At 52.8% G+C, this 18,917-nt stretch carries 17 protein-coding genes and 1 other RNA gene; 6 read left to right on the forward strand and 12 right to left on the reverse strand.

Annotation, left to right across the window (positions count from 1 at the left end; translation table 11 throughout):
* Positions 1-563 precede the first annotated feature (563 nt).
* Positions 564-1,562, reverse strand: a complete 999-nt coding sequence (miaA, locus tag AC3CB2_RS14010) for a tRNA (adenosine(37)-N6)-dimethylallyltransferase MiaA (RefSeq protein ID WP_352933454.1) — start codon at positions 1,560-1,562, stop codon at positions 564-566.
* On the opposite strand from miaA, the gene serB reads away from it, so the two are divergent.
* Positions 1,540-2,433, forward strand: coding sequence for a phosphoserine phosphatase SerB (gene serB, locus AC3CB2_RS14015; protein ID WP_352933457.1), 894 nt, complete (start codon positions 1,540-1,542; stop codon positions 2,431-2,433). The genes miaA and serB overlap by 23 nt on opposite strands.
* A gap of 69 nt (positions 2,434-2,502) precedes the next feature.
* Here serB and AC3CB2_RS14020 read toward each other — a convergent pair whose 3' ends face one another.
* From AC3CB2_RS14020 to AC3CB2_RS14040, 5 genes are all read right to left on the reverse strand, one after another.
* Positions 2,503-3,987, reverse strand: a complete 1,485-nt coding sequence (locus AC3CB2_RS14020; protein WP_352933460.1) for a DegQ family serine endoprotease — start codon at positions 3,985-3,987, stop codon at positions 2,503-2,505.
* 164 nt (positions 3,988-4,151) lie between these two features.
* Complete coding sequence (locus AC3CB2_RS14025; RefSeq protein ID WP_014286578.1) at positions 4,152-4,346, reverse strand: DUF2065 domain-containing protein; 195 nt, start codon at positions 4,344-4,346, stop codon at positions 4,152-4,154.
* Entirely contained in the window at positions 4,346-5,233 is an 888-nt protein-coding gene (gene hflC / locus AC3CB2_RS14030; protein WP_008547935.1) for a protease modulator HflC, read from the reverse strand. Before hflC ends, AC3CB2_RS14025 begins: the two co-directional genes overlap by 1 nt.
* On the reverse strand, positions 5,233-6,399 hold the full coding sequence (gene hflK, locus AC3CB2_RS14035) for an FtsH protease activity modulator HflK (RefSeq protein ID WP_008547520.1): 1,167 nt from the start codon (positions 6,397-6,399) through the stop codon (positions 5,233-5,235). The genes hflC and hflK overlap by 1 nt, the downstream gene beginning before the upstream one ends.
* A gap of 349 nt (positions 6,400-6,748) precedes the next feature.
* Positions 6,749-7,213: a GNAT family N-acetyltransferase gene (locus AC3CB2_RS14040; protein ID WP_014286580.1), complete on the reverse strand. Its 465-nt coding sequence runs from the start codon at positions 7,211-7,213 to the stop codon at positions 6,749-6,751.
* A 199-nt stretch (positions 7,214-7,412) separates the two neighbouring features.
* Between AC3CB2_RS14040 and AC3CB2_RS14045 the strand changes: the two genes are divergently transcribed.
* A complete protein-coding gene (locus AC3CB2_RS14045) occupies positions 7,413-8,333 on the forward strand; it encodes a phytanoyl-CoA dioxygenase family protein (RefSeq protein ID WP_352933465.1) in 921 nt (306 codons plus the stop codon).
* Here the strand turns inward: AC3CB2_RS14045 and AC3CB2_RS14050 are convergent, their stop codons facing one another.
* From AC3CB2_RS14050 to AC3CB2_RS14065, 4 genes are all read right to left on the reverse strand, one after another.
* The gene (locus tag AC3CB2_RS14050; protein ID WP_352933468.1) at positions 8,334-8,855 is read right to left on the reverse strand and encodes a dihydrofolate reductase; all 522 of its coding nucleotides are present in this window, start codon (positions 8,853-8,855) and stop codon (positions 8,334-8,336) included.
* 90 nt (positions 8,856-8,945) lie between these two features.
* Positions 8,946-9,557, reverse strand: a complete 612-nt coding sequence (locus AC3CB2_RS14055) for a histidine phosphatase family protein (protein WP_352933471.1) — start codon at positions 9,555-9,557, stop codon at positions 8,946-8,948.
* On the reverse strand, positions 9,554-10,378 hold the full coding sequence (locus AC3CB2_RS14060) for a 3-deoxy-manno-octulosonate cytidylyltransferase (RefSeq protein WP_352933474.1): 825 nt from the start codon (positions 10,376-10,378) through the stop codon (positions 9,554-9,556). The genes AC3CB2_RS14055 and AC3CB2_RS14060 overlap by 4 nt, the downstream gene beginning before the upstream one ends.
* A 28-nt stretch (positions 10,379-10,406) precedes the next feature.
* Entirely contained in the window at positions 10,407-11,201 is a 795-nt protein-coding gene (locus AC3CB2_RS14065; RefSeq protein ID WP_352933477.1) for a thymidylate synthase, read from the reverse strand.
* Between the two features lie 272 nt (positions 11,202-11,473).
* Between AC3CB2_RS14065 and ssrA the strand changes: the two genes are divergently transcribed.
* The 4 genes from ssrA to AC3CB2_RS14085 all read left to right on the forward strand — a co-directional run bounded on the left by ssrA (position 11,474) and on the right by AC3CB2_RS14085 (position 13,055).
* Positions 11,474-11,829: a transfer-messenger RNA gene (ssrA, locus tag AC3CB2_RS14070) on the forward strand.
* Between the two features lie 127 nt (positions 11,830-11,956).
* On the forward strand, positions 11,957-12,565 hold the full coding sequence (locus tag AC3CB2_RS14075) for an SspB family protein (RefSeq protein WP_083416670.1): 609 nt from the start codon (positions 11,957-11,959) through the stop codon (positions 12,563-12,565).
* A 57-nt stretch (positions 12,566-12,622) separates the two neighbouring features.
* Complete coding sequence (locus AC3CB2_RS14080) at positions 12,623-12,826, forward strand: DUF4169 family protein (protein WP_352933480.1); 204 nt, start codon at positions 12,623-12,625, stop codon at positions 12,824-12,826.
* 7 nt (positions 12,827-12,833) lie between these two features.
* Positions 12,834-13,055, forward strand: coding sequence for a ribbon-helix-helix domain-containing protein (locus tag AC3CB2_RS14085; protein WP_008547767.1), 222 nt, complete (start codon positions 12,834-12,836; stop codon positions 13,053-13,055).
* Here the strand turns inward: AC3CB2_RS14085 and AC3CB2_RS14090 are convergent.
* Together AC3CB2_RS14090 and AC3CB2_RS14095 are read right to left on the reverse strand one after the other, a co-directional pair.
* Complete coding sequence (locus AC3CB2_RS14090) at positions 13,048-17,115, reverse strand: AsmA family protein (RefSeq protein WP_352933483.1); 4,068 nt, start codon at positions 17,113-17,115, stop codon at positions 13,048-13,050. The two genes, AC3CB2_RS14085 and AC3CB2_RS14090, sit on opposite strands and share 8 nt — an antisense overlap.
* 172 nt (positions 17,116-17,287) lie before the next feature.
* The gene (locus tag AC3CB2_RS14095; protein WP_352933486.1) at positions 17,288-18,709 is read right to left on the reverse strand and encodes an FAD-binding oxidoreductase; all 1,422 of its coding nucleotides are present in this window, start codon (positions 18,707-18,709) and stop codon (positions 17,288-17,290) included.
* Positions 18,710-18,917: the final 208 nt, after the last annotated feature.

Below are 18,917 nucleotides of genomic sequence, written 5' to 3' on the forward strand. Positions count from 1 at the left end.
GCTACGTGAGACCAACAGCCTCTGGTCATTTTCGGAGATCAGTTTCCCGAAGAAAGACCACTTTTAATGCATGCGCTATGCTTATAAGCATGGGCGAAACTTAAAGGCGAGTGCTTGATGGCACTTTAATATGTCTAAAAAGCGTCAGAACCCTTGTTTCATGCAATCCTTTGAAATTCAGTAGGATTTTCTCGAAGAAAGTATGCAGACAACATTTATTGCGGCAAAATTACGTTCTCAAATTACCATAGATTTGCCGGATAACGCTATTTATGCGATCCGAACAATGACTTAAGGTAAACCTACCCTAACAGCACCCGTAACAATCACTTAAAATTAGTACTGGTCGGTGGAGTAATCTCACACCGACCAGAGCTCTAAGGAGCCTCAGCTCCGCCGCATATTTAAATTCTCGGAAAAAAGTATGGCTTGTTTGGCGGCCTCTGCCAAACGTGCGCCTCTCTTTAAAGAAACCATAGAAAGTTGTCACTCAGAAATTCATTCGTAAAACTATCTATCTGCCAATTTTAACAGGGAATTTCGCCTATCAATAAAATTGGGCGTCACGCTTTCTCTGAGAAAGCCGTCTTCACAGTTTTGACAAACTCGGCAACTTCATCCGAATTTAGCGGATCAAGGTTCGGCCAACTGGAAAGTTGTCCCCTGAAGAACGTGGATTGTCGCTTAGCGTAGCGGCGAGTCTCCGTCTTCGCTTTCTCAATCGCCCATTCCATCGTGGTGAGTCCATTGGCAGCTTCTGCAAGCTGTTTCACGCCAATCGCCTTCATCACCTGCAAGTTCTGATCTAGGCCCTTGGCCCAGAGTGCACAAGCCTCTTCAACAGCTCCCTGCTCCATCATCATATCAAACCGGCGGTGGATACGATCATGCAGCACCTTCCGGTCCGGCGAGAGCACAACGGTCATTGCCTCATCAGCAGCAAGCAAAGGTGTGCTTCGCTCATTCTGCCAAATGGAAAGTGACTTACCTGTCCCCTCAATGACCTCCAGAGCCCGTACGATGCGCTGTGTGTCCGAAGGGTGCAACCGTTCTGCCATAGCCGTATCACGCTCCACAAGCGCACCATGAAGCTCCTCAGAAGTAGCTTCCTGCGCAAAGGTGCGCCAATGCTGGCGAATGCCCTCTGGAATATCCGGCAGTAAAGAGAGGCCTTCCAAAGCTGATTTGAAGTACAGCCCGGTTCCACCAACAACCACCAGAGGACGACCTTCTTGCCGTGCCCTCGCCAACAGCTCACCAAACTCGGTCAACCAGTTCATCACACTGTAAGGCTGCTCACTGGCCACGTGGCCGAACAGGTGGTGAGGTGCTTGCGATTCTTCTTCCGCACTCGGACGAGCGCTCAATATGTGCAGATCAGAATAGATTTGCATGGAATCTGCATTAACAACCCACGCATCCAGCTCTTTTGCCAGTTGAATGGAAAGAGCTGTCTTGCCGCTGGCCGTCGGTCCGGCTATCAACACGGCAACAGGCCTTTTCCCAGTGCCATTCACTTGCACAGTTCGAGAGCTGCTTATGTCGTTTGTTGTCACGCTCATTTCCAATCCAGCCAAACCTGCTGTCACTGAAGACCTTATCGAAAAGATCAGTGCCCTTCTGCCCGCAGCTCCTCAGGTTAAAGTTCTCCGACCACAGATCGCAGTTGATCTGACGGTTGAAGCACCTGCAGATGCTGAAGAGCTCGAAAGCTCTATTCGCACAAACCTTGCAGATGCACCAGTTGACGTTTTCATTCAACCCCAGAATGGCCGCAGAAAGAAACTCCTGATCGCAGACATGGATTCCACCATGATCCAGCAGGAGTGCATCGACGAACTGGCAGCTGAGCTGGGCCTGAAGGAAAAGATCTCCGACATCACTGAACGCGCTATGCGCGGCGAGATCGAGTTTGAACCTGCTCTGCGTGAACGCGTCGCCCTGCTGAAAGGCCTCGGCACCGAAGTGATCGGAAAGACCATCGAGAACCGCATCACCCTGACACCAGGTGGCAGAGAACTCGTCCAGACCATGAAAGCCAACGGTGGCTACGCAGCACTGGTCTCTGGTGGTTTCACGTCCTTTACCCGTAAGATCGCTGAGGTCATAGGCTTTGATGAGAACAAAGCCAACACCCTTCTGGAAGCCGATGGCAAACTCTCCGGAGAAGTGGCTGAGCCAATCCTCGGCAAGCAAGCCAAACTGGATCGCCTGAACGAGCTGACCGAAGAAAAGAACATCGCTCTGGAAGATGCAATCGCGGTCGGTGATGGCGCAAATGATCTTGCCATGATCTGCGCTGCAGGCCTCGGTGTTGCCTTCCACGCAAAGCCAAAAGTCGCGGCAGAAGCGCGCGCCATGATCAACCATGGCGATCTGACCGCCCTGCTCTATCTGCAGGGTTACAGCTATGATGAGTTCGTGAAGAACTAAACTTCACCCAACAACAAAAAAGCCGCTCCCAATCCGGAAGCGGCTTTTTTCGTGTCTTATATGAGCGTCTTACTCTTCGATGCGAACCGCAACGAAGCGAAGCTCACCAGCACCATTTGAAAGCAACAGCAACGCAGAGCGGCGCTTGTCGGCTTTCAGAGCCTCAACCATATCAACCACGTCTTTCGGTGAAGCCACAGGCTCCTGAGCAACCTCAACGATCACGTCACCAGCACGCACTCGCTTGTCTTCGGCAGAACTGCCTTCAGTCACGCGAGTAATCACCACGCCTTCAATTTCATCGGAAAGCGCGAAGCGTTCACGAAGTGGTTCATCGATCTTGGCAAGAGACAGACCCAACACAACGGTCTCGTCAGCTTTATCCTTCGGGCTTTCCTGCTCTTCTTCAACCTGTTCAACTTCAGCCACTTCATCAAGACGGCCAAGCGTAACTTCGATCTCAACCTCTTCACCGCGGCGAAGAACAGTCAGCGGCACGGTGCTGCCAATTGTGGTGGTCGCAACCATACGCGGCAGATCACGCATCTCAGGCACTTCACGACCATCAAAGGTAAGCACCACATCACCCGGCATGATGCCTGCTTCCTTTGCAGGACCATCTTCAGAAACGCCAGCAATCAACGCACCCTGCGCGTTGTCCATGCCAAGGCTTTCGGCAATCTCGTCAGTCACATGCTGAATACGAACACCCAGCCAACCGCGTCTGGTTTCACCAAACTCACGCAGCTGCGCAATCACACGAGTTGCGGTTTCAGCAGGAATAGCAAAGCCAATGCCGATAGACCCACCAGACGGCGAGAAGATCACCGTGTTGATGCCCACAACCTCACCGTCCATGTTGAACAGCGGACCACCAGAGTTACCGCGGTTGATTGCAGCGTCAGTCTGAATGAAGTTGTCATACGGACCTGAATTGATGTCACGGTTACGCGCTGAAACGATACCAGCCGTCACAGTGCCACCAAGGCCAAACGGGTTACCAATCGCCATCACCCAGTCACCAACACGCAGCACTTCAGAGCTGCCGAACTTGACCGAGTCCAGGGTGGACTGAGGCTCAACCTTCAAAACAGCAAGGTCAGTCTTTTCATCTGAGCCAAGCAGCTCAGCAGAAAGCTTGGTGCCATCGTTGAAGTTGACGGTGATCTCATCAGCACCTTCAATCACATGGTTGTTCGTAACAATGATGCCCTCATCACCATCGATCACGAACCCGGAACCAAGCGACTGAACCCGCTGAGGACTTTCACCTTCAGGCTCTTGCCCGTTGAAAAACTCTTCGAAAAATTCCTGGAATGGAGATCCTTCCGGAACATCCGGCAACTGAAGAGAACGCTTGGCTTTCACACGCTGCGCAGTGGAAATATTCACCACAGCATCACCAAGTTCTTCCGCAAGATCCGCCAGAGATTCAGGGCCACGTGCCTGAGCGTTGTTAAAGCTGCCGGTCACTGCCGCAACTCCAAGCACGCTCGCAAAAACAATTGCCTTGATTGATCGTCCAAGCTCAAGGCGAGGGAAAACACCGGCCATAAGCCATCTCCTCAGATTATCAGGTGAGCATACACGCGCCACCAGAACGCATTCTGAAAACAAATATGCCCGCGCTTGGTTAATAAAGCGCGGGCAAAACTAACATTTATTTTTTTACAGCGTCAGGCTGAATTCTCGCAGTTGTATCATTGGCAAATCTGCGTCTAGCCACTCAGCGAACGCACCAACCATACAATCAGAACGCCCAACGCCATTGCTGCAACACCACCAAGACGGAGAGACTGATCAGGAATTTCCTGAGCCTTCCGCATGAACTCCTTCAAATGACCCGGGGCAAGAGCGTAGACCACTCCCTCAACAACGAGGACAAGCCCCAGAGCCACAATAAAATCATTCATTACTGGGCAGCACCTGCCGCCGGAGCACTCACATTTCCGCGTGGATCGTTGAAGTAGCGGAAGAAGTCAGAGTCCGGAGACAGGACCAGAGAGGTATCACCCTTCTCCATTGCGGTCCGGTACGCCTGCATAGAGCGGTAGAACTCGAAGAAGCCTGGGTCTTTGCCATAAGCTTCAGCAAAGATCTGGTTGGCAGCCGCATCACCATCACCGCGGATCACCTGCGCATCACGCTCGGCTTCCGCTACAATAACGGTTGCATCACGGTCTGCACGAGACTTAATGCGGCGGGATTGCTCTTCACCCTGTGCGCGGATTTCAGTCGCTTCACGCTGACGCTCGGTCTGCATGCGGCGGAAAATCGCTTGGGAGTTCGCTTCCGGAAGGTCCGCACGGCGGATCTTCACGTCAATCACGTCCATACCAATCGCAGCAGCGCGCTTGTCAACGTCCTGACGGATCTGCTCCATCAGGTTGGAACGATCATCACGAACGACCTGCTCCAGAGTTGCGTTACCCAAAACGCCACGCAGACTGGAATCCAGGAACGTAGCCAGACGGGATGCACCCGCAGGGATGTTGTTCACGGACTGATAGAAGCGGACTGGATCAGAAATCCGGTAACGCGCAAACGCATCAACCAGAAGACGCTTTTTGTCAGCAAGGATTGGCTCGATAGGAGGCATGTTCAGATCAAGGATACGCTTGTCGATGATCAGAACGTTCTGCCAAGGAGCTTTGAACTTGAGACCCGGAGTTGTCTGAACGCCGCGGACCTCACCAAACTGCAGAACCAATGCCTGCTGTGCTGGGTTCAGGCTAAATGTGGACCAGTAAAGAACCAGCGCAACGATAGCAATTGCAATGCCAAGAAGACCACTTTTCATCAGTTGTTTCCTCCAGCACGCTTGTTCAGCTGGTCAAGCGGCAGGTATGGCACCACGCCATTCTGCTGACCATTTCCGTCAATGATAATTTTTGGATTTTTACTCAAGACCTCTTCCATTGTCTCAAGATAGAGGCGCTGACGAATAACGTCCGGAGACTTCGCGTATTCCTCATAGATTTTGGTAAAGCGATCAGCCTGACCTTTTGCTTCCGCAACTGTTTTATCGCGGTAACCCTGTGCTGCTTCAGAGACGCGAGCAGCAGAACCGCGCGCTTCTGGAACAATCCGATTTGCATAAGCCTGCGCTTCGTTCTGTACACGTTCCTGGTCAGCACGCGCTGCCTGAACATCACGGAACGCTTCAATAACCTGCGCTGGCGGGTCAACCTTCTGCATCTGAACGTTGGTGATCTGGATACCAGACTTGTAGTTGTCCAGCGTCTCCTGCATCAGCTTCTGAACAGCCTGCTGGATCGGTGTACGACTTTCAGTCAGGATCGCATCAATCTGAGAGCTGCCAACGACTTCACGCATCGCACTTTCAGCAACAGCTTTAACGGTGCCTTCCGGGTTCTGAATGTTAAACAGGAACTCCTGAACACCAGTAGGAGTGTTCTGAATGACCCACTGAACCTTGAAGTCAACATCAACGATGTTTTCGTCACCGGTCAGCATCAGGCTTTCTTCAGGCACATCACGTGTAGAAACCGCGCTGCGACCAGAGAACTGCTGCAGACCAATAGTTGTTTCGCGAACACCCTGTACGTTTGGCGTTTCAACAGAACCGATCGGATACGGCCAGTTGTAGTTCAGACCTGGACCGGTCTGGCCCACGACCTTACCGAACACCATAGGAACGCCCACATAACCTTCGTCAACGCGATAAAGGCCAGTAGCCATCCAAATCAAAACAGCAACGAGGATCGCGAACAGAACACCTTTAAAGCCAAGGCCACCGCCATCACCTGGAAGAACAGTCTTCAGATGATCCTGGCCACGCTTTAAAATTTCCTCGAAATCAGGTGGGTTTCCGCCGTTGTTACCGCCGCCACGCTGTGGGCCGCCGCCACCGCCCCAAGGGCCACCACCGCCCTTGTTGCCGCCGGAGTTCCCCCAAGGGCCGCCGTTATTGCCGCCACCTCCGCTTTGATTGCTCCAAGGCATAGAGAGATCCCTTTACTAGGTATGCTGCCGGACAAACCGACAAATAAATGAGAGTTGGACTAAGCCAACTATTACTTGATTAGGGTTATAGGCAAGTTACCAGCGCCTTTCAACGAATGCAGATAAGCCAAAAGGCTGCACTTTATGGAAAAACACCCAAACCCCACAGAAACCGGACATTATTGAAGAAGATAAGCCTTCTTTCGCGCGTTTCAACCGACGCTCAAAAGCTCACCTACAAATTTCAGCTGTAAGAATTAAAGGCATATTCTGGCAAATTCTTGCTGTTTTGCTCAACAAAACGTAAACCACCCCAAGACACAGCAGAAACGTGCAGGTTTACACGCTCTCAGCTTTCAGGCGGCAACCTCAAACGCATGTCCACATGCGGAATGCCATCTTCCGGATAGATCTCGGAAATCGCAAAGAAACCGCACTGACCATAAAAATCCTGAAGGTAGGCCTGCGCCTGCAGCTCGACGCGGGCGTCATCATTGGTGGCAGCACAGTAAGAAAGCGCGGCATCCATCAGTTTCCGTGCAATGCCCTGCCCTCGTGCCTCCTTGGCAACGATCACACGGCCAATCTTGAACACATCGCCATCTTCGTACTTAAGGAGAATCCGCAATGCTCCGATGATCTCGCCTGCATCATTCAGCACCAACACATGCTTGGCGACTGGATCAAGCCCATCAACGTCGGGATAAGCACATTCCTGTTCAACAATGAACACATCACACCGAAGCTTCAGCAGCGAGTACAGCTGTTCAAGACTGAACTCGTTGAAGTCTTTAAGCTCAAGAAACTGGGACATTCCACCTCAAAAATTCCGCAGCTTACTCCCACGGAGCAAGCCTCAAACCCTCTGTTATGTTGGTCTTCAGCGTTCATTTTGCAAGGGAATTGCTGCCAAAAACTAATCTTTAGGCAGATTTCACACGCAGAAACAGAAGGAAAGACCGCACGCACCGATCCCCTTAACCTCTCGTTAATGAATAGCGGCGGGGATGCGTATGCGGGCAATGAAGCCAAAATACCTGATGAACAGCTTGCAGCGCAGGTTTCTGCCGTCCTCCGCCTACCAGTCCGAATGGGATGAGGAAACGGTACCAAGCTGGTTCCATCATGAGCTCTCAGATTTGCATCACCAAAAACGCGAAAAACAAGCCAAACTGCATATGACCTTGCCCGCCTCCTGCGCGCAGGCTCTGCAAACTCATGGCATCTGGATCAAGCACAACGCATTACCCAGAGAGTTCTTCCGAAGACTGAAGTTTGAGGCGTTTGATTACTTCGTGGGGCAAAGAGATCGCAACAAGCGCCTCCTGTCCAACTGGCACAACGCGCAGAGCTTCACACTGCCGCTCAACTACACCCATCTGCTGAGGCAACCATTCCTGCAATCAGCGATCACCGATGAGTTGATCCCTCCGCCCCTGCAATATGCAGCAGGGCGAAAAGGCAAGCCCATGTATCAACTGGAGGCGATGGCTCAGTGCGCACCGGCCTTCCGTTTTGAAACGGACGGCAACAGCACGCCACCATTTGAGATTGAGCATGATGCACGTGCACCGGGCGCAACAGCGCTACTGTTTCTGGAAACCATCACACCGGAAGATGGCGCATTATTCTACATTCCCGGCTCTCACCGTATGACTGAGCAGCGCATCTTCTGGGAGTACCAGCGGCATATCGATCTTACAGAGATAGATGAGGAAGAAGAGTCACCCATCACAGGGCTCAGTGACTTGCAGGAGCTGGACTTGCCACCACTCCTACCGCTTAATGTTCAAGCAAACACATTGCTGATCTGGGATAGAACAGGTTTCCATGGGCGTTTGCCGAGCACCAACAACTCTCAAAACGCCCACACAGCACACCGGTTGGCTTTACGTGCTGATCTCTCGACCAAATCCTCAGCCCGTGGCAACTGATCAGAGGCGACGGCGGTAGATTTCCAGTGAGGAGTCCGCAGAGTCTTTTTCTCCGCGATCAAACGGAGTCCGCTCGGCCAGCTCCCACTCATCTTCATGAATCTCAGGAAACTTGGTGTCACCATCCGGCTGAGCATGAATACGGGTGATGTAGAGCGTTGAGGCTTTCGGCATAGCTTCTTTGTAGATCTGCCCACCACCAACAATCATGATTTCATCGACATCATCATTCTCTGCAATATCGTTGGCCAGAGTAAGCGCATCCCCCAGACTACTCACCACTTCTACACCGTCATAGGCGTAGCTCGGATCGCGTGTAATCACGATATTTTTGCGGTTCGGCAGAGGTTTGCCAAGCGTCGTGCAAATGCTCTCAAACGTACGCCGACCCATGATGACTGGCTTGCCTGTCGTCGTTTTGCGAAAGAACTTCAGATCGGTAGAAACAGACCATGGCATGTCGTTGTTTGCGCCAATCACACCATTTTCAGCAACAGCTGAAATCATCGAAATTTGCTTCATCCTATCCTCAATCGGCAAGAGACATGGGGCCATCGAGAGACGAGAGCATAGCTGCTCTCATCCAAACCAGTTCAAGACAGCGGAACGAGCCTACGGCCTCACATTCCAACTAAGCATTAACGGCTTGCCATCGTCTGTAACATCGAACACACCATAGGCAGCTGTCTTCAGCTTCAGGTCAGCGCCAGCGCCACCATCAGCCAAGGCTTTCAGCGCAAAACGCGCGATGCCATTGCTGGTGGTCACCAGGAGGGTTTTGCCCGGATACTTCTTTGGTGCATTCGCAAAGAACTCCTGCCAACGACCAATCACCGCTGGTGGATCTATATGCCAACCATTCGGCGGCACACCTTCTTCTTCCCACGCACGAAGAGCATCCTCGCCAATGCGGGCGCGTACCTCTTCCTCAGGCTTGTTTTCATCAGGCCCGTAGTCGATCTCCACCAAAAACGGCAGAACCTTGAGATCAACTTCTTCAGCCTGTGTCTTGAGCGCGATCTGAGCAGTCTGTTTGGTGCGCTGGAGCGGCGAGCAGAACGCCATATCAAAAGCTACACCAAGTTCAGCAAAGTGCTCAGAAAGCTTCTCAGCCTGCTCCAGACCGGAAACACTCAGAGGCAGATCTGTGCGGCCACCAACACGCGTGACAACATCACCTTTATCAAAGGTGTTGCCGTGTCTGAGAACATAAATACGCGTCACAGGCCAGTCTCCAGATGATCAAACGGGTCACCAAACTTCGCAATCAATTGCGCTGCAAGCTCAGCATCACTTGGCGTATCCACGCCAGACATGGAAAGCTTCGGCGGCTGAACTTCTTCCGCGTGAACCACCATGCCGTTCTCTAGGAAGCGCAGCTGTTCCAGCCCTTCCATCTGCTCGTAAAAGCCAAGGCCCAACTTGTTGAAACGCTCAAGCGCATCCACGCGGTAGCCATAAAGCCCGATATGACGGAACACCGGCGAAAGGTTATCCGTCTCACGCAGTTTCTCTTCCTTGCGGATGGCAGGCAGGATATTCTTGGAGAACCACAGAGCCGTGCCGTCATCCTTACGCACGCAAGTCGTGCCGGAAAACGGATGAGCTTTCTTGTGCTCACGCAGCACATCAAGTCCTTCCCAATCGAGACGGATAACCGGTGTAAACACATCCGCATCAGGCCGCGCTTCCGCGGCCTTGATGAGCGCGGCTACATGTGCCGGCGGCGTAAACGGTGCATCTCCTTGCAGATTCAGCACAAACTCAGGATGCGTGCCAAACGCTTTGGAAGCAGCCAGCGCGCGATCCGTTCCAGACGGATGCTCAGGATCGGTCATCACATACGGCGCCCCAATATGGCGGCAATGTTCAGCAACCTCTTCATGATCAACAGCAACCACGTAATCAGAGTTGGTTTGCTTGGCAGCCACCCGGGCAACCTGCACAACACGCTCCAGCAAGCTACGCCCACTGATAGGATGCAGTGGCTTGCGAGGAAAACGAGTTGAGCCAATGCGCGCAGGAACGCAAATAAGGGTTCGCATGGGAACTCCTTTTGAAAGTCAAAGACAACTAAACCGCAACAACACCCTTGATGTGTGGATGCGGGTCATAACCTTCCAGAGCAAAGTCTTCGTAGCGGAACGCGAAGATATCCTTCACAGCTGGATTGATGCGCATGACAGGCAAAGCACGCGGCTCCCGTGAGAGCTGCAGTTCAGCCTGTTCCATGTGATTGAGATAAAGATGAGCATCCCCCAGCGTGTGCACGAAGTCGCCCGGTTCCAGATCACAAACCTGAGCAATCATCATGGTCAGCAGCGCATAAGATGCGATGTTGAACGGAACACCAAGGAACACATCAGCTGAACGCTGATAAAGCTGGCAGGAGAGCTTGCCGTTTGCCACATAGAACTGAAACAGCGAGTGACACGGCGGCAGCGCCATCTCATCAACGAGGGCCGGATTCCAGGCTGATACGATCAGGCGACGACTGTCAGGATTGGTTTTGATCTGCTGCACCACATTCGCGATTTGGTCGATCGAACCACCATCGGGTGTAGGCCAGGAGCGCCACTGATAGCCGTAAACCGGCCCCAGGTCGCCATTCTCATCCGCCCACTCATCCCAGATGCGCACCTTGTTCTCTTTAAGATACTTGATGTTGGTATCGCCCGCCAAAAACCACAGCAGTTCATGAATGATAGATCTCAGATGCAGTTTCTTGGTCGTCACAACCGGAAAGCCTTCAGACAGATCAAATCGCATCTGATGACCAAAGACTGATTTTGTGCCTGTACCCGTGCGATCTTCCTTGACCACACCTTCATCCATGATGCGGCGCATCAGCTCTAGATATTGCTGCACGAAGGGTCATCTCCTGTTCTACGATTCGGCTCGCGCACAGTATAGCCAATCTCCTGAAAAACGCCTCTGTGCCATCTTGCAGGAGCGGTCTTACCCCAAGCTTCCGTCGATAAAAAGACCATGAAAACGTCAAGAGATCATCTGCTTCCGACAAATCCCTGCAAATGCGTCATTTACAAATCTTCAGCGACGCCACTTGTTCAAATTGCCCTGTGAATATGCCGCTTTGTCAACAGCTTCTCTTAGTCTTGCGCCAACAACCATGAGCTTTTGCACTTCCATTTGGCAGTGCGTGCACCTATATTCCCCCTGCCAGTTCGCTGGCTACGGCAATAAATTGCGAGCGCAATAAACCATTCGGACCCGGGGGCGGTACCCGGCGCCTCCACCAAAGCCCGTTGTACTCCAGCGGTCTTTGGGGGGGCGAAATAGGATCGACGAGGGCGTAAAGGCTTTGCTTTTGCTCGGCATGGTACCACCGTTATCGGACCAAAATGATAGTTGCAAATGACAACTACGCTATGGACAACGCTGTAGCTGCGTAATGCGGTTCCGGTAGTCCACTAAGTCCTGTTGGTTAGCACCTTCAGGCGGGGTTCGGGGGCACCTGGCAACAGAAGCCTCCACTTTAGTGTTAAAAGGCTCTTTCCTTATTCTACGCCGATTCAGGGTATAGAAATAAAAGACAGGCCTTTTTGTCGCCTCTACGCTATAGTTAGGCCGAATAAGAACGCAAAGGATGAGCGGTGCCGAGCATGGCTGAAGATTTAATCCGCTATGACATCATCATTCAGGACGCGCTGAGAAGCGCAGTTCGAAAGATATTGGTTGAGGTCAACCGGGCAGGACTTCCCGGAGAGCACCATTTTTATATTGCCTTTGAAACCACGGCCCCTGGCGTCAAGATTTCAAACCGCTTGAAGGAACGCTACCCGAAAGAAATGACGATCGTGCTGCAGCACCAGTTCTGGGATCTGCAGATCACTGAGCACGCTTTCGAGGTTGGCCTGTCCTTTGGTGGTGTTCCGGAGCATCTTTATGTTCCGTTCTCTGCAATCAAAGGTTTCTTCGACCCATCTGTCCAGTTCGCTCTTGAGTTTGAGCCGGGCAAAACCGGAGAAGAACTGCCTGCAGAATTCCGTATCGCAGAACGTGATCTGGACTCTGTTGAAGAGTTCCATGCACGTCTGGAAACTGCTGTTGAACAGGCTGAAGAGGAAGAAGCCAAAACCGCTTCCGCAGCCGAAGACACAGCGGGTGATGCTGAAGAAGACAAAGAAAAGTCTGAAGCTGACGAAACTTCTACAGAAGAAAGCGGCAGTGCTCAGGTTGTTTCTCTGGATGCATTCCGCAAAAAGAGCTAATCGCTCCGATCAAGAAAAGAGCGGTCGGCTCATCAACCCCAGTACATGGATGATTGAATGAGCGCGACCGTTGTTAATCTGCGTCAGGCCCGCAAACAAAAGGCCAGAGACACAAAAGCTCAGTCCGCAGCTGAAAATCGCCGGAAGTTCGGGCGCACCAAAGCCGAAAAATCTCAGGAAGAAGCTGAAGCGACCTTGGAGACCAAGCGCTTTGAGGGCCACAAACTCACTTCTATCTCCTTACGTAAAGATAAAGACTGAGGCACCCATGAGCCTCAAGAAGCGGTCCATAACCCTGCACGGTCACAGAACCAGCATTACGCTGGAGCCTGAGTTCTGGTCAGGTCTGGAAGATCTTGCGCGCAGTCAGGGAAAGAACATCACAGCGACCATCGCTGGCATCGATGATGAAAGAAATCCTGAGAACAATCTCTCTAGCTGCATCCGCGTTGCAGTACTCAAGCACTTTCAAAGCCAACTGATCAGTTAACCTGCAGCAACCGTCCACCCGGCAACTCAATAAACTTCGGTGTGCCACGCTCATCGGTAGGCAGGTCCGGAAGCGGACCACGCAGCACCTGATTATCATTTCCAGCTTCCAACACACCAAGGTTCTTCGGCGCACCAGACTGAATGATCGGCCCAAGCAGATCGACCTCCCCTGCTGGCACAGTTGCCTCATTCACACCGCCAATAGTCACTGGAGCTTCCAGAGCAGGTAAGCTGGACTTGGCACGCGGTTTGGGAGGATCCACGATGGAAACAGAGGGACTATTGGGCTTTTTTTCAGCAGCGTCTCCATCAAGCACAGACCGGATTCGCGCACTGAAATCCTGAACAGAGCTCTTCTTGGCTTCCTCTGCACGCGCTTGCTCAGCTGATTTTGCCTCTGCCGCAGCTTTCGCCTCCGCAGCGCGTTGAGCCTCTTCGGCACGCTTTACAGCAGCCAGAGCTTCCGCTTTGCGAGCTTCTTCCTCTGCAGCCAACTGAGCTGCACGTGCCTCAGCTTCCCGCGCAGCTTTCGCCTGACGCTCACGCTCAGCAGCAGCTTCCGCTTCAGCAGCCTGACGGGCCTTCTCTTCTTCAGCTGCTTTAGCCTTGCGCGCTGCTTCCTCTTCCTGCTTCTTCTTCAACTCATCAAGCATACGCTCTTGCTCAGCAATCTTGCGCTGCTCTTCCTCAATGCGCTTCACATTCAGCTCAATCGCACGCAGGTTGAGGTAGGAAAGCAATGGCCCCGTATCCAGCTTGCGCGCAGGATTTTCCAGCGGCCCGGAATAAAGGATCGCCACCTGAGGCTCAGCCCCGGCAACCTTCTGCGCTTCATCACGGGTCTTCATGGAAACATCACCAGTCAGCGCCCATTTCTCAAGATCAATCAGCGCAGAACCAAACAACGTGGTGCCAGCCGTATCAACAGAGATGTTGCGCGCACGGATGCGTCCACTTGCAATACCCAGTGAGCCATCAACGCGGTTGAACTTCACAGAACCCGCATCCAGATGATCAGCAAACGCACTCTGAATAGCAGCCTCATCCAGCTCCATCCCCGCATCCGCTGCCTTGATCACCAGATCAAAGGCTGCCGGATTAACACGGCGGATTTCACCATTGGTCACGCTGAACGTACCGCCACCGGAGAGACCAGAAACAAGACCTGAGATCGTACGGCCACTGCCCTCAAACTCAGCGATGGCCTGCAGTTTACCAGTCGCCAGCGCACGCCCCTCATCAGTCCAGGCCAATTCTTCAAAGTCCGCATCATCCAGACGGAACCGGCCGGAAAGCGTTGCTTGCCCCTGATCACGCTGCAAGTCAAATGTGCCAGAGAACTCACCGCCAGCAAACCGGCCTTTGCCTTCATTGATAGAAAGCAGATCAGAGCGCAAACGCAGCTGACCGCTGGCAGCATCAAGACGGAACTCATCACTGAACAGCGCCCGATCACTGGTCACATCAAGCGTCAGATCCACGCCATCTGCAAGGCTCTGTCCCAGCGCTTGAGAAGACCAGATAGAATCCTCCTGAAGAACACCCGCCCAAACATTGGAGCCCAGCAGCAGCTCACTCAGGCTGCGCATATCAAGCTCAGAAAGTTCCAACTTACCGGAAGCCTTCAGCGGACCGTTCTTTTCAAGAGTACCTTCAAGATCACCCTCCAGATCCATATTGGCGAGTTGACCCTTCAGTTCAGAAAGCGTGAAATCACGTCCCCGTCCCTCTACCTGAGCCGTCAGGTTTGCTTTCAGCGGGCCAGAGTAAATCGGATACACCTTGCCAAACGCCAGACCATAATCCGCCAGATCATCGGACTGCAGCGCCACATTGGCAGACCAGACAGCTGCGGAACGGTTCGGCACACGAACAGTGCCATCGGACAGGATCTTCATGCCAACAAGATCACTGGAGAACCCAAAGGCCAACTGGTCACGCGGGCTACCAGAAAGAGAAAGGCGAACCTCACCCGGTTGAAGCTGAGTAATCGGGATTGCCTCAAAGCCAAGCTGGCGCAGCACTTTCACGCCGTCTTTGCCCCCAAGCGTCATCTCTGCATAAAGATCACCCTCAGCAAAATCATCAATGCGCCCTTCGAAAGTGCCGTTCAGATCCAGATCGCTTACGCCAACCTCACCGAACAGGTTCAGCGACATATCCGTGCGCCCCTTCTCCGCATAAGCGGAAAGCTCAGCTTTCAGGTTGGCAGGGGCAAGATCAGGAGCTGCCGTCTTCAGGCGCTCAATCAATGGATGCTCAGGCGCATACTCTTCCAGAACAGCTACTGCACCGCTCAGGGAGGATGCCGTCAACGTGCCTTTGATGTTCCCCTGAGGCGTGGTGCTCAGGTCATCAATGCGCCCCTTCATGTCGATGTAGGCACCAGCAAAGTCGCGAATTTTCAGCTGTTCGATGGAGAGTGCATCCCGGCTCAGGCTCGCGCTCACAGCCATGCTCTTGGCTTTCACGCCGCTGGCAACCAGCTCATCTGCGTAAAGCCGCATGGACATATCAACCGCACTCGGCTTGACCTTCTTGCCCGTAAACGCTTCCACATAGCGCTGGATCTCATCCAGATTGACACGGTCGCTGTCCATATCAACGGTGATCAACGGACTACGATCGAGTGGATGCTCAAAGGAAATCAGACCCACACTGCGTACATCGCCAGCATCAATCCTCAAGTCAGGAAGACGCAGAGCACCAGAACCAGCTTCAACACGGCCTTTCAATGCAACAGGAGACAATCGCTTGGACGCATCCTTGCGTTCACCCAGCCACCAATGGGCCAGCTGGTGCGGTTGACGAGATGAGATCTCCCAATCACCCTGATACCCAGCAGAGTTGCGCAGATCCAGATAACCGCTGGTTTTGAACTGACTACGGCCCGGCAACTCACCGGAAAGCTCATCAATCTTCCAGCCAGTACCGGTAGATTCAAGCAGCGTGCTCAGATTGGAAACAACAGAACCGCCTGCCACAACAACCGGAATAGTCAGGTCCATCTGGCCTTTCATATCCAGCAGCGGCAAGGAGCTCAAGCCGCCAGCCAGACGGGCCATAACAGCTTCAGAAGGAACCAGCGGACGCTGTGGACCACCGCCAATCATACGGTCCAGATCAACCTGCTTGAACTGCGCAACAGCCTGAAACTCAGGCTCAGGGCCAAAGCTGTAGACACCACCACCTTCAGCGGTAATCGGACGATCTTCTGAACCAAGACGCAGCGTACTTTCAGTCAACTCCAGTCGCTCACCGTCCAGATTGAACTTACTCTTACCGGCCCACTCCAGATCATCAGAACCTTCGCTGGTAACCGATTGAACCTCAGCATCACCGTAGTAAGAAACAACGCCATTCTGGTGCCTCAGGAAACCATCTGTCGAGAACTGTGCAGCAACATTGGCAGGAGAAACCTGGGTTTTAACGCGGATCTGACCATTACGCTCCAGGCGGCCACTGCCGATCTTCAACGTGTAAGGCACGCCTTCATAAAGCATTGCCCCTTCCGCTTTGAACGGGCCCTGCAAACCACCAGCATAAAGCTCCAGATTTGCATTGCCTGCACGGCGCACTTCACCGGTGCGCGCGTCAGTCAGCACGATTGAACCGTTACGAACGCTCACATCTTCAAGAATAAGCGAAGTTGGGTCGATTTCGGAGATAACGGAACGGCGGCTGTTGATTTGCAGCACATCAAGGCGGCCGCCCTCATCAAGAGATAGGTTCAGCTCTGGCTCATTGAGCTTCATCTCAGTCACATGCACTTCACCGCGCAACAGCGAGGGAAGCTCTATGCGGCCTTCGAATCCTTTGATGGTCATCAGCGGGTCTTCGACGGCACCAACACGCACGTCAGAAAGCTTCACATAAGGGGCAGGCAGCAGCTGAACGTCAGTTTCTCCAAGGATCGTAACCTGATGCCCCAGAATTTTCTCACCATAGCTTTCAAACAGGGAACGATAAGCTGACCAATCGATGACCAAAGGGCCAACAAGCGCGATGACCAGCGCCAAGATCAAAGTCCCACCAACGGTGATGTAAACCGAATTCAACGTTAAGCTCCTTTACCCACTTCGAACCGCGCACCTTGCCGCGCTGTTCGCCTATGAGCCGCATGCAAACACTTGTTTATCTAAGTGAATTACAGCAGGAACAAGACGACAGCAACGACTTAAGGCAATGTTTATGAATGGAACGAAGCAAGTGCGTACTTATGGCACTTCTTTACTCGGCATCTAAGGCAACGATCTTGCCCGGATTCATGATATTCAACGGGTCAAGACTACGTTTTATCGCTGCCATCACAGCAACCCCGGCCCCATGTTCCTTCGGCAGATACTTCATCTTGCCCTGCCCCACACCATGCTCACCAGTACAGGTTCCGCCCATCTCAATGGCACGATAATTGAGGCGCTCAACAAAGGCTTCTGACTTGGCAATGTCTTCCGGATCATTCAGGTCCGTCAACACAAGCACATGGAAGTTTCCATCACCAACATGGCCAACTATCGGACCAATCAGGCCATTTTCTTCGATGTCATCGTGTGTAGCCGTCACACAGTCAGCCAGACGAGAGATTGGCACGCACACGTCGGTCGAGAGACCAGTCCGTTCAGGAGCCAGCCCCAACCCTGCCCAATATGCATCGTGACGAGCCGCCCAAAGCTTGTTGCGTTCTTCTGGATCAGTTGCCCATTCAAACTTTTTCAGGGAGTTTTCAGCAGCAATCTCACCAAATCGCTCCGCCTGTTCCCGAACCCCGGCATCAGAGCCGTGGAATTCCACAAGCAGCAACGGTGATTCTGGCAAATCCAGCTTCGAATAGGCATTGACTGATTTGACAGTCAGCGTGTCCAGAAGCTCGATGCGGGCAATCGGAATGCCGTATTGAACGGCTTCGATCACCGTGTTGCAGCAATCCGCAATGCTGTCGAACGAGGCAATTCCACCTGAAATCGCTTCAGGTATTCCCTTCAGCTTCAGGGTGATCTCAGTGATCACCCCAAGCGTCCCTTCAGAGCCGACCATTAGACGGGTCAGGTCATAACCCGCAGAGGATTTCTTGGCACGGCTACCGGTCTTCACAATGGTCCCGTCCGGCATGACAACAGTCAGCGCCAAAACCATATCCTTCATGGTGCCATAAAGAACCGCATTGGTGCCTGAGGCACGCGTTGCCGTCATGCCGCCAATAGTGGCATCTGCTCCCGGATCAATCGGAAAGAACAGGCCGGTATCACGAAGATAGGCGTTGAGCTGCTTGCGCGTTACACCCGGCTGCACCACACAGTCCAGATCCTCAGGATGAACGGCAACAACCTCATTCATCTGGGAAAGATCAAGCGAGATACCGCCGCCCGGGGCGTTCAGGTGCCCTTCCAGAGACGACCCACTGCCAAATGGAATGATTGGCACGCGTAGCTCAGCACATAGCTTTACAATCTCAGAGACTTCTTCAGTCGACTGGGCAAAAACAACTGCATCCGGTGGCTGGTTCGGCAGCCAGGACGTCGTGTGTCCATGCTGCTCCCGCAAACTCATGGAAGTCTGGCAGCGGTCTCTAAACCGTTCTGTGAGGGTCGCGATCGCTTTGTCGATCCCCTCTGCATTGCGTGTCACCTCAAGCTGCATCCCTGTCAAAGACATAGCAGACCTCCCTCATATTCCAGATGCTTCCCCCAGAAAGCGCTCATGCAAGCGTATACTCGAAACCCAAGGCCACGACTCGGCATTTATTGGAATTATAGTATTCTGCATGGTCGTCATTATTGAGCTTTTGGCAAGGCAGAACCCGCCCTTACGTCGCGGTCTCTGGAGGTGCCTTAAGTGTTTCTCAGTGCTTATCGAAAATAAT

This window comes from Pseudovibrio sp. SCP20 (assembly GCF_057774105.1).

Bases quoted from the DNA above. Each gene is read 5' to 3' on its own strand.
- AC3CB2_RS14025 (WP_014286578.1), bottom strand. From the start codon at position 4,346: ATGAATGATTTTATTGTGGCTCTGGGGCTTGTCCTCGTTGTTGAGGGA.
- AC3CB2_RS14060 (WP_352933474.1), bottom strand. From the start codon at position 10,378: ATGCGAACCCTTATTTGCGTTCCTGCGCGCATTGGCTCAACTCGTTTT.
- AC3CB2_RS14020 (WP_352933460.1), bottom strand. From the start codon at position 3,987: ATGGCCGGTGTTTTCCCTCGCCTTGAGCTTGGACGATCAATCAAGGCA.
- AC3CB2_RS14085 (WP_008547767.1), top strand. From the start codon at position 12,834: ATGAGCCTCAAGAAGCGGTCCATAACCCTGCACGGTCACAGAACCAGC.
- miaA (WP_352933454.1), bottom strand. From the start codon at position 1,562: ATGAGCGTGACAACAAACGACATAAGCAGCTCTCGAACTGTGCAAGTG.
- serB (WP_352933457.1), top strand. From the start codon at position 1,540: ATGTCGTTTGTTGTCACGCTCATTTCCAATCCAGCCAAACCTGCTGTC.
- AC3CB2_RS14080 (WP_352933480.1), top strand. From the start codon at position 12,623: ATGAGCGCGACCGTTGTTAATCTGCGTCAGGCCCGCAAACAAAAGGCC.
- AC3CB2_RS14075 (WP_083416670.1), top strand. From the start codon at position 11,957: ATGGCTGAAGATTTAATCCGCTATGACATCATCATTCAGGACGCGCTG.
- AC3CB2_RS14045 (WP_352933465.1), top strand. From the start codon at position 7,413: ATGCGGGCAATGAAGCCAAAATACCTGATGAACAGCTTGCAGCGCAGG.
- AC3CB2_RS14050 (WP_352933468.1), bottom strand. From the start codon at position 8,855: ATGAAGCAAATTTCGATGATTTCAGCTGTTGCTGAAAATGGTGTGATT.
- hflK (WP_008547520.1), bottom strand. From the start codon at position 6,399: ATGCCTTGGAGCAATCAAAGCGGAGGTGGCGGCAATAACGGCGGCCCT.
- hflC (WP_008547935.1), bottom strand. From the start codon at position 5,233: ATGAAAAGTGGTCTTCTTGGCATTGCAATTGCTATCGTTGCGCTGGTT.
- AC3CB2_RS14095 (WP_352933486.1), bottom strand. From the start codon at position 18,709: ATGTCTTTGACAGGGATGCAGCTTGAGGTGACACGCAATGCAGAGGGG.
- AC3CB2_RS14040 (WP_014286580.1), bottom strand. From the start codon at position 7,213: ATGTCCCAGTTTCTTGAGCTTAAAGACTTCAACGAGTTCAGTCTTGAA.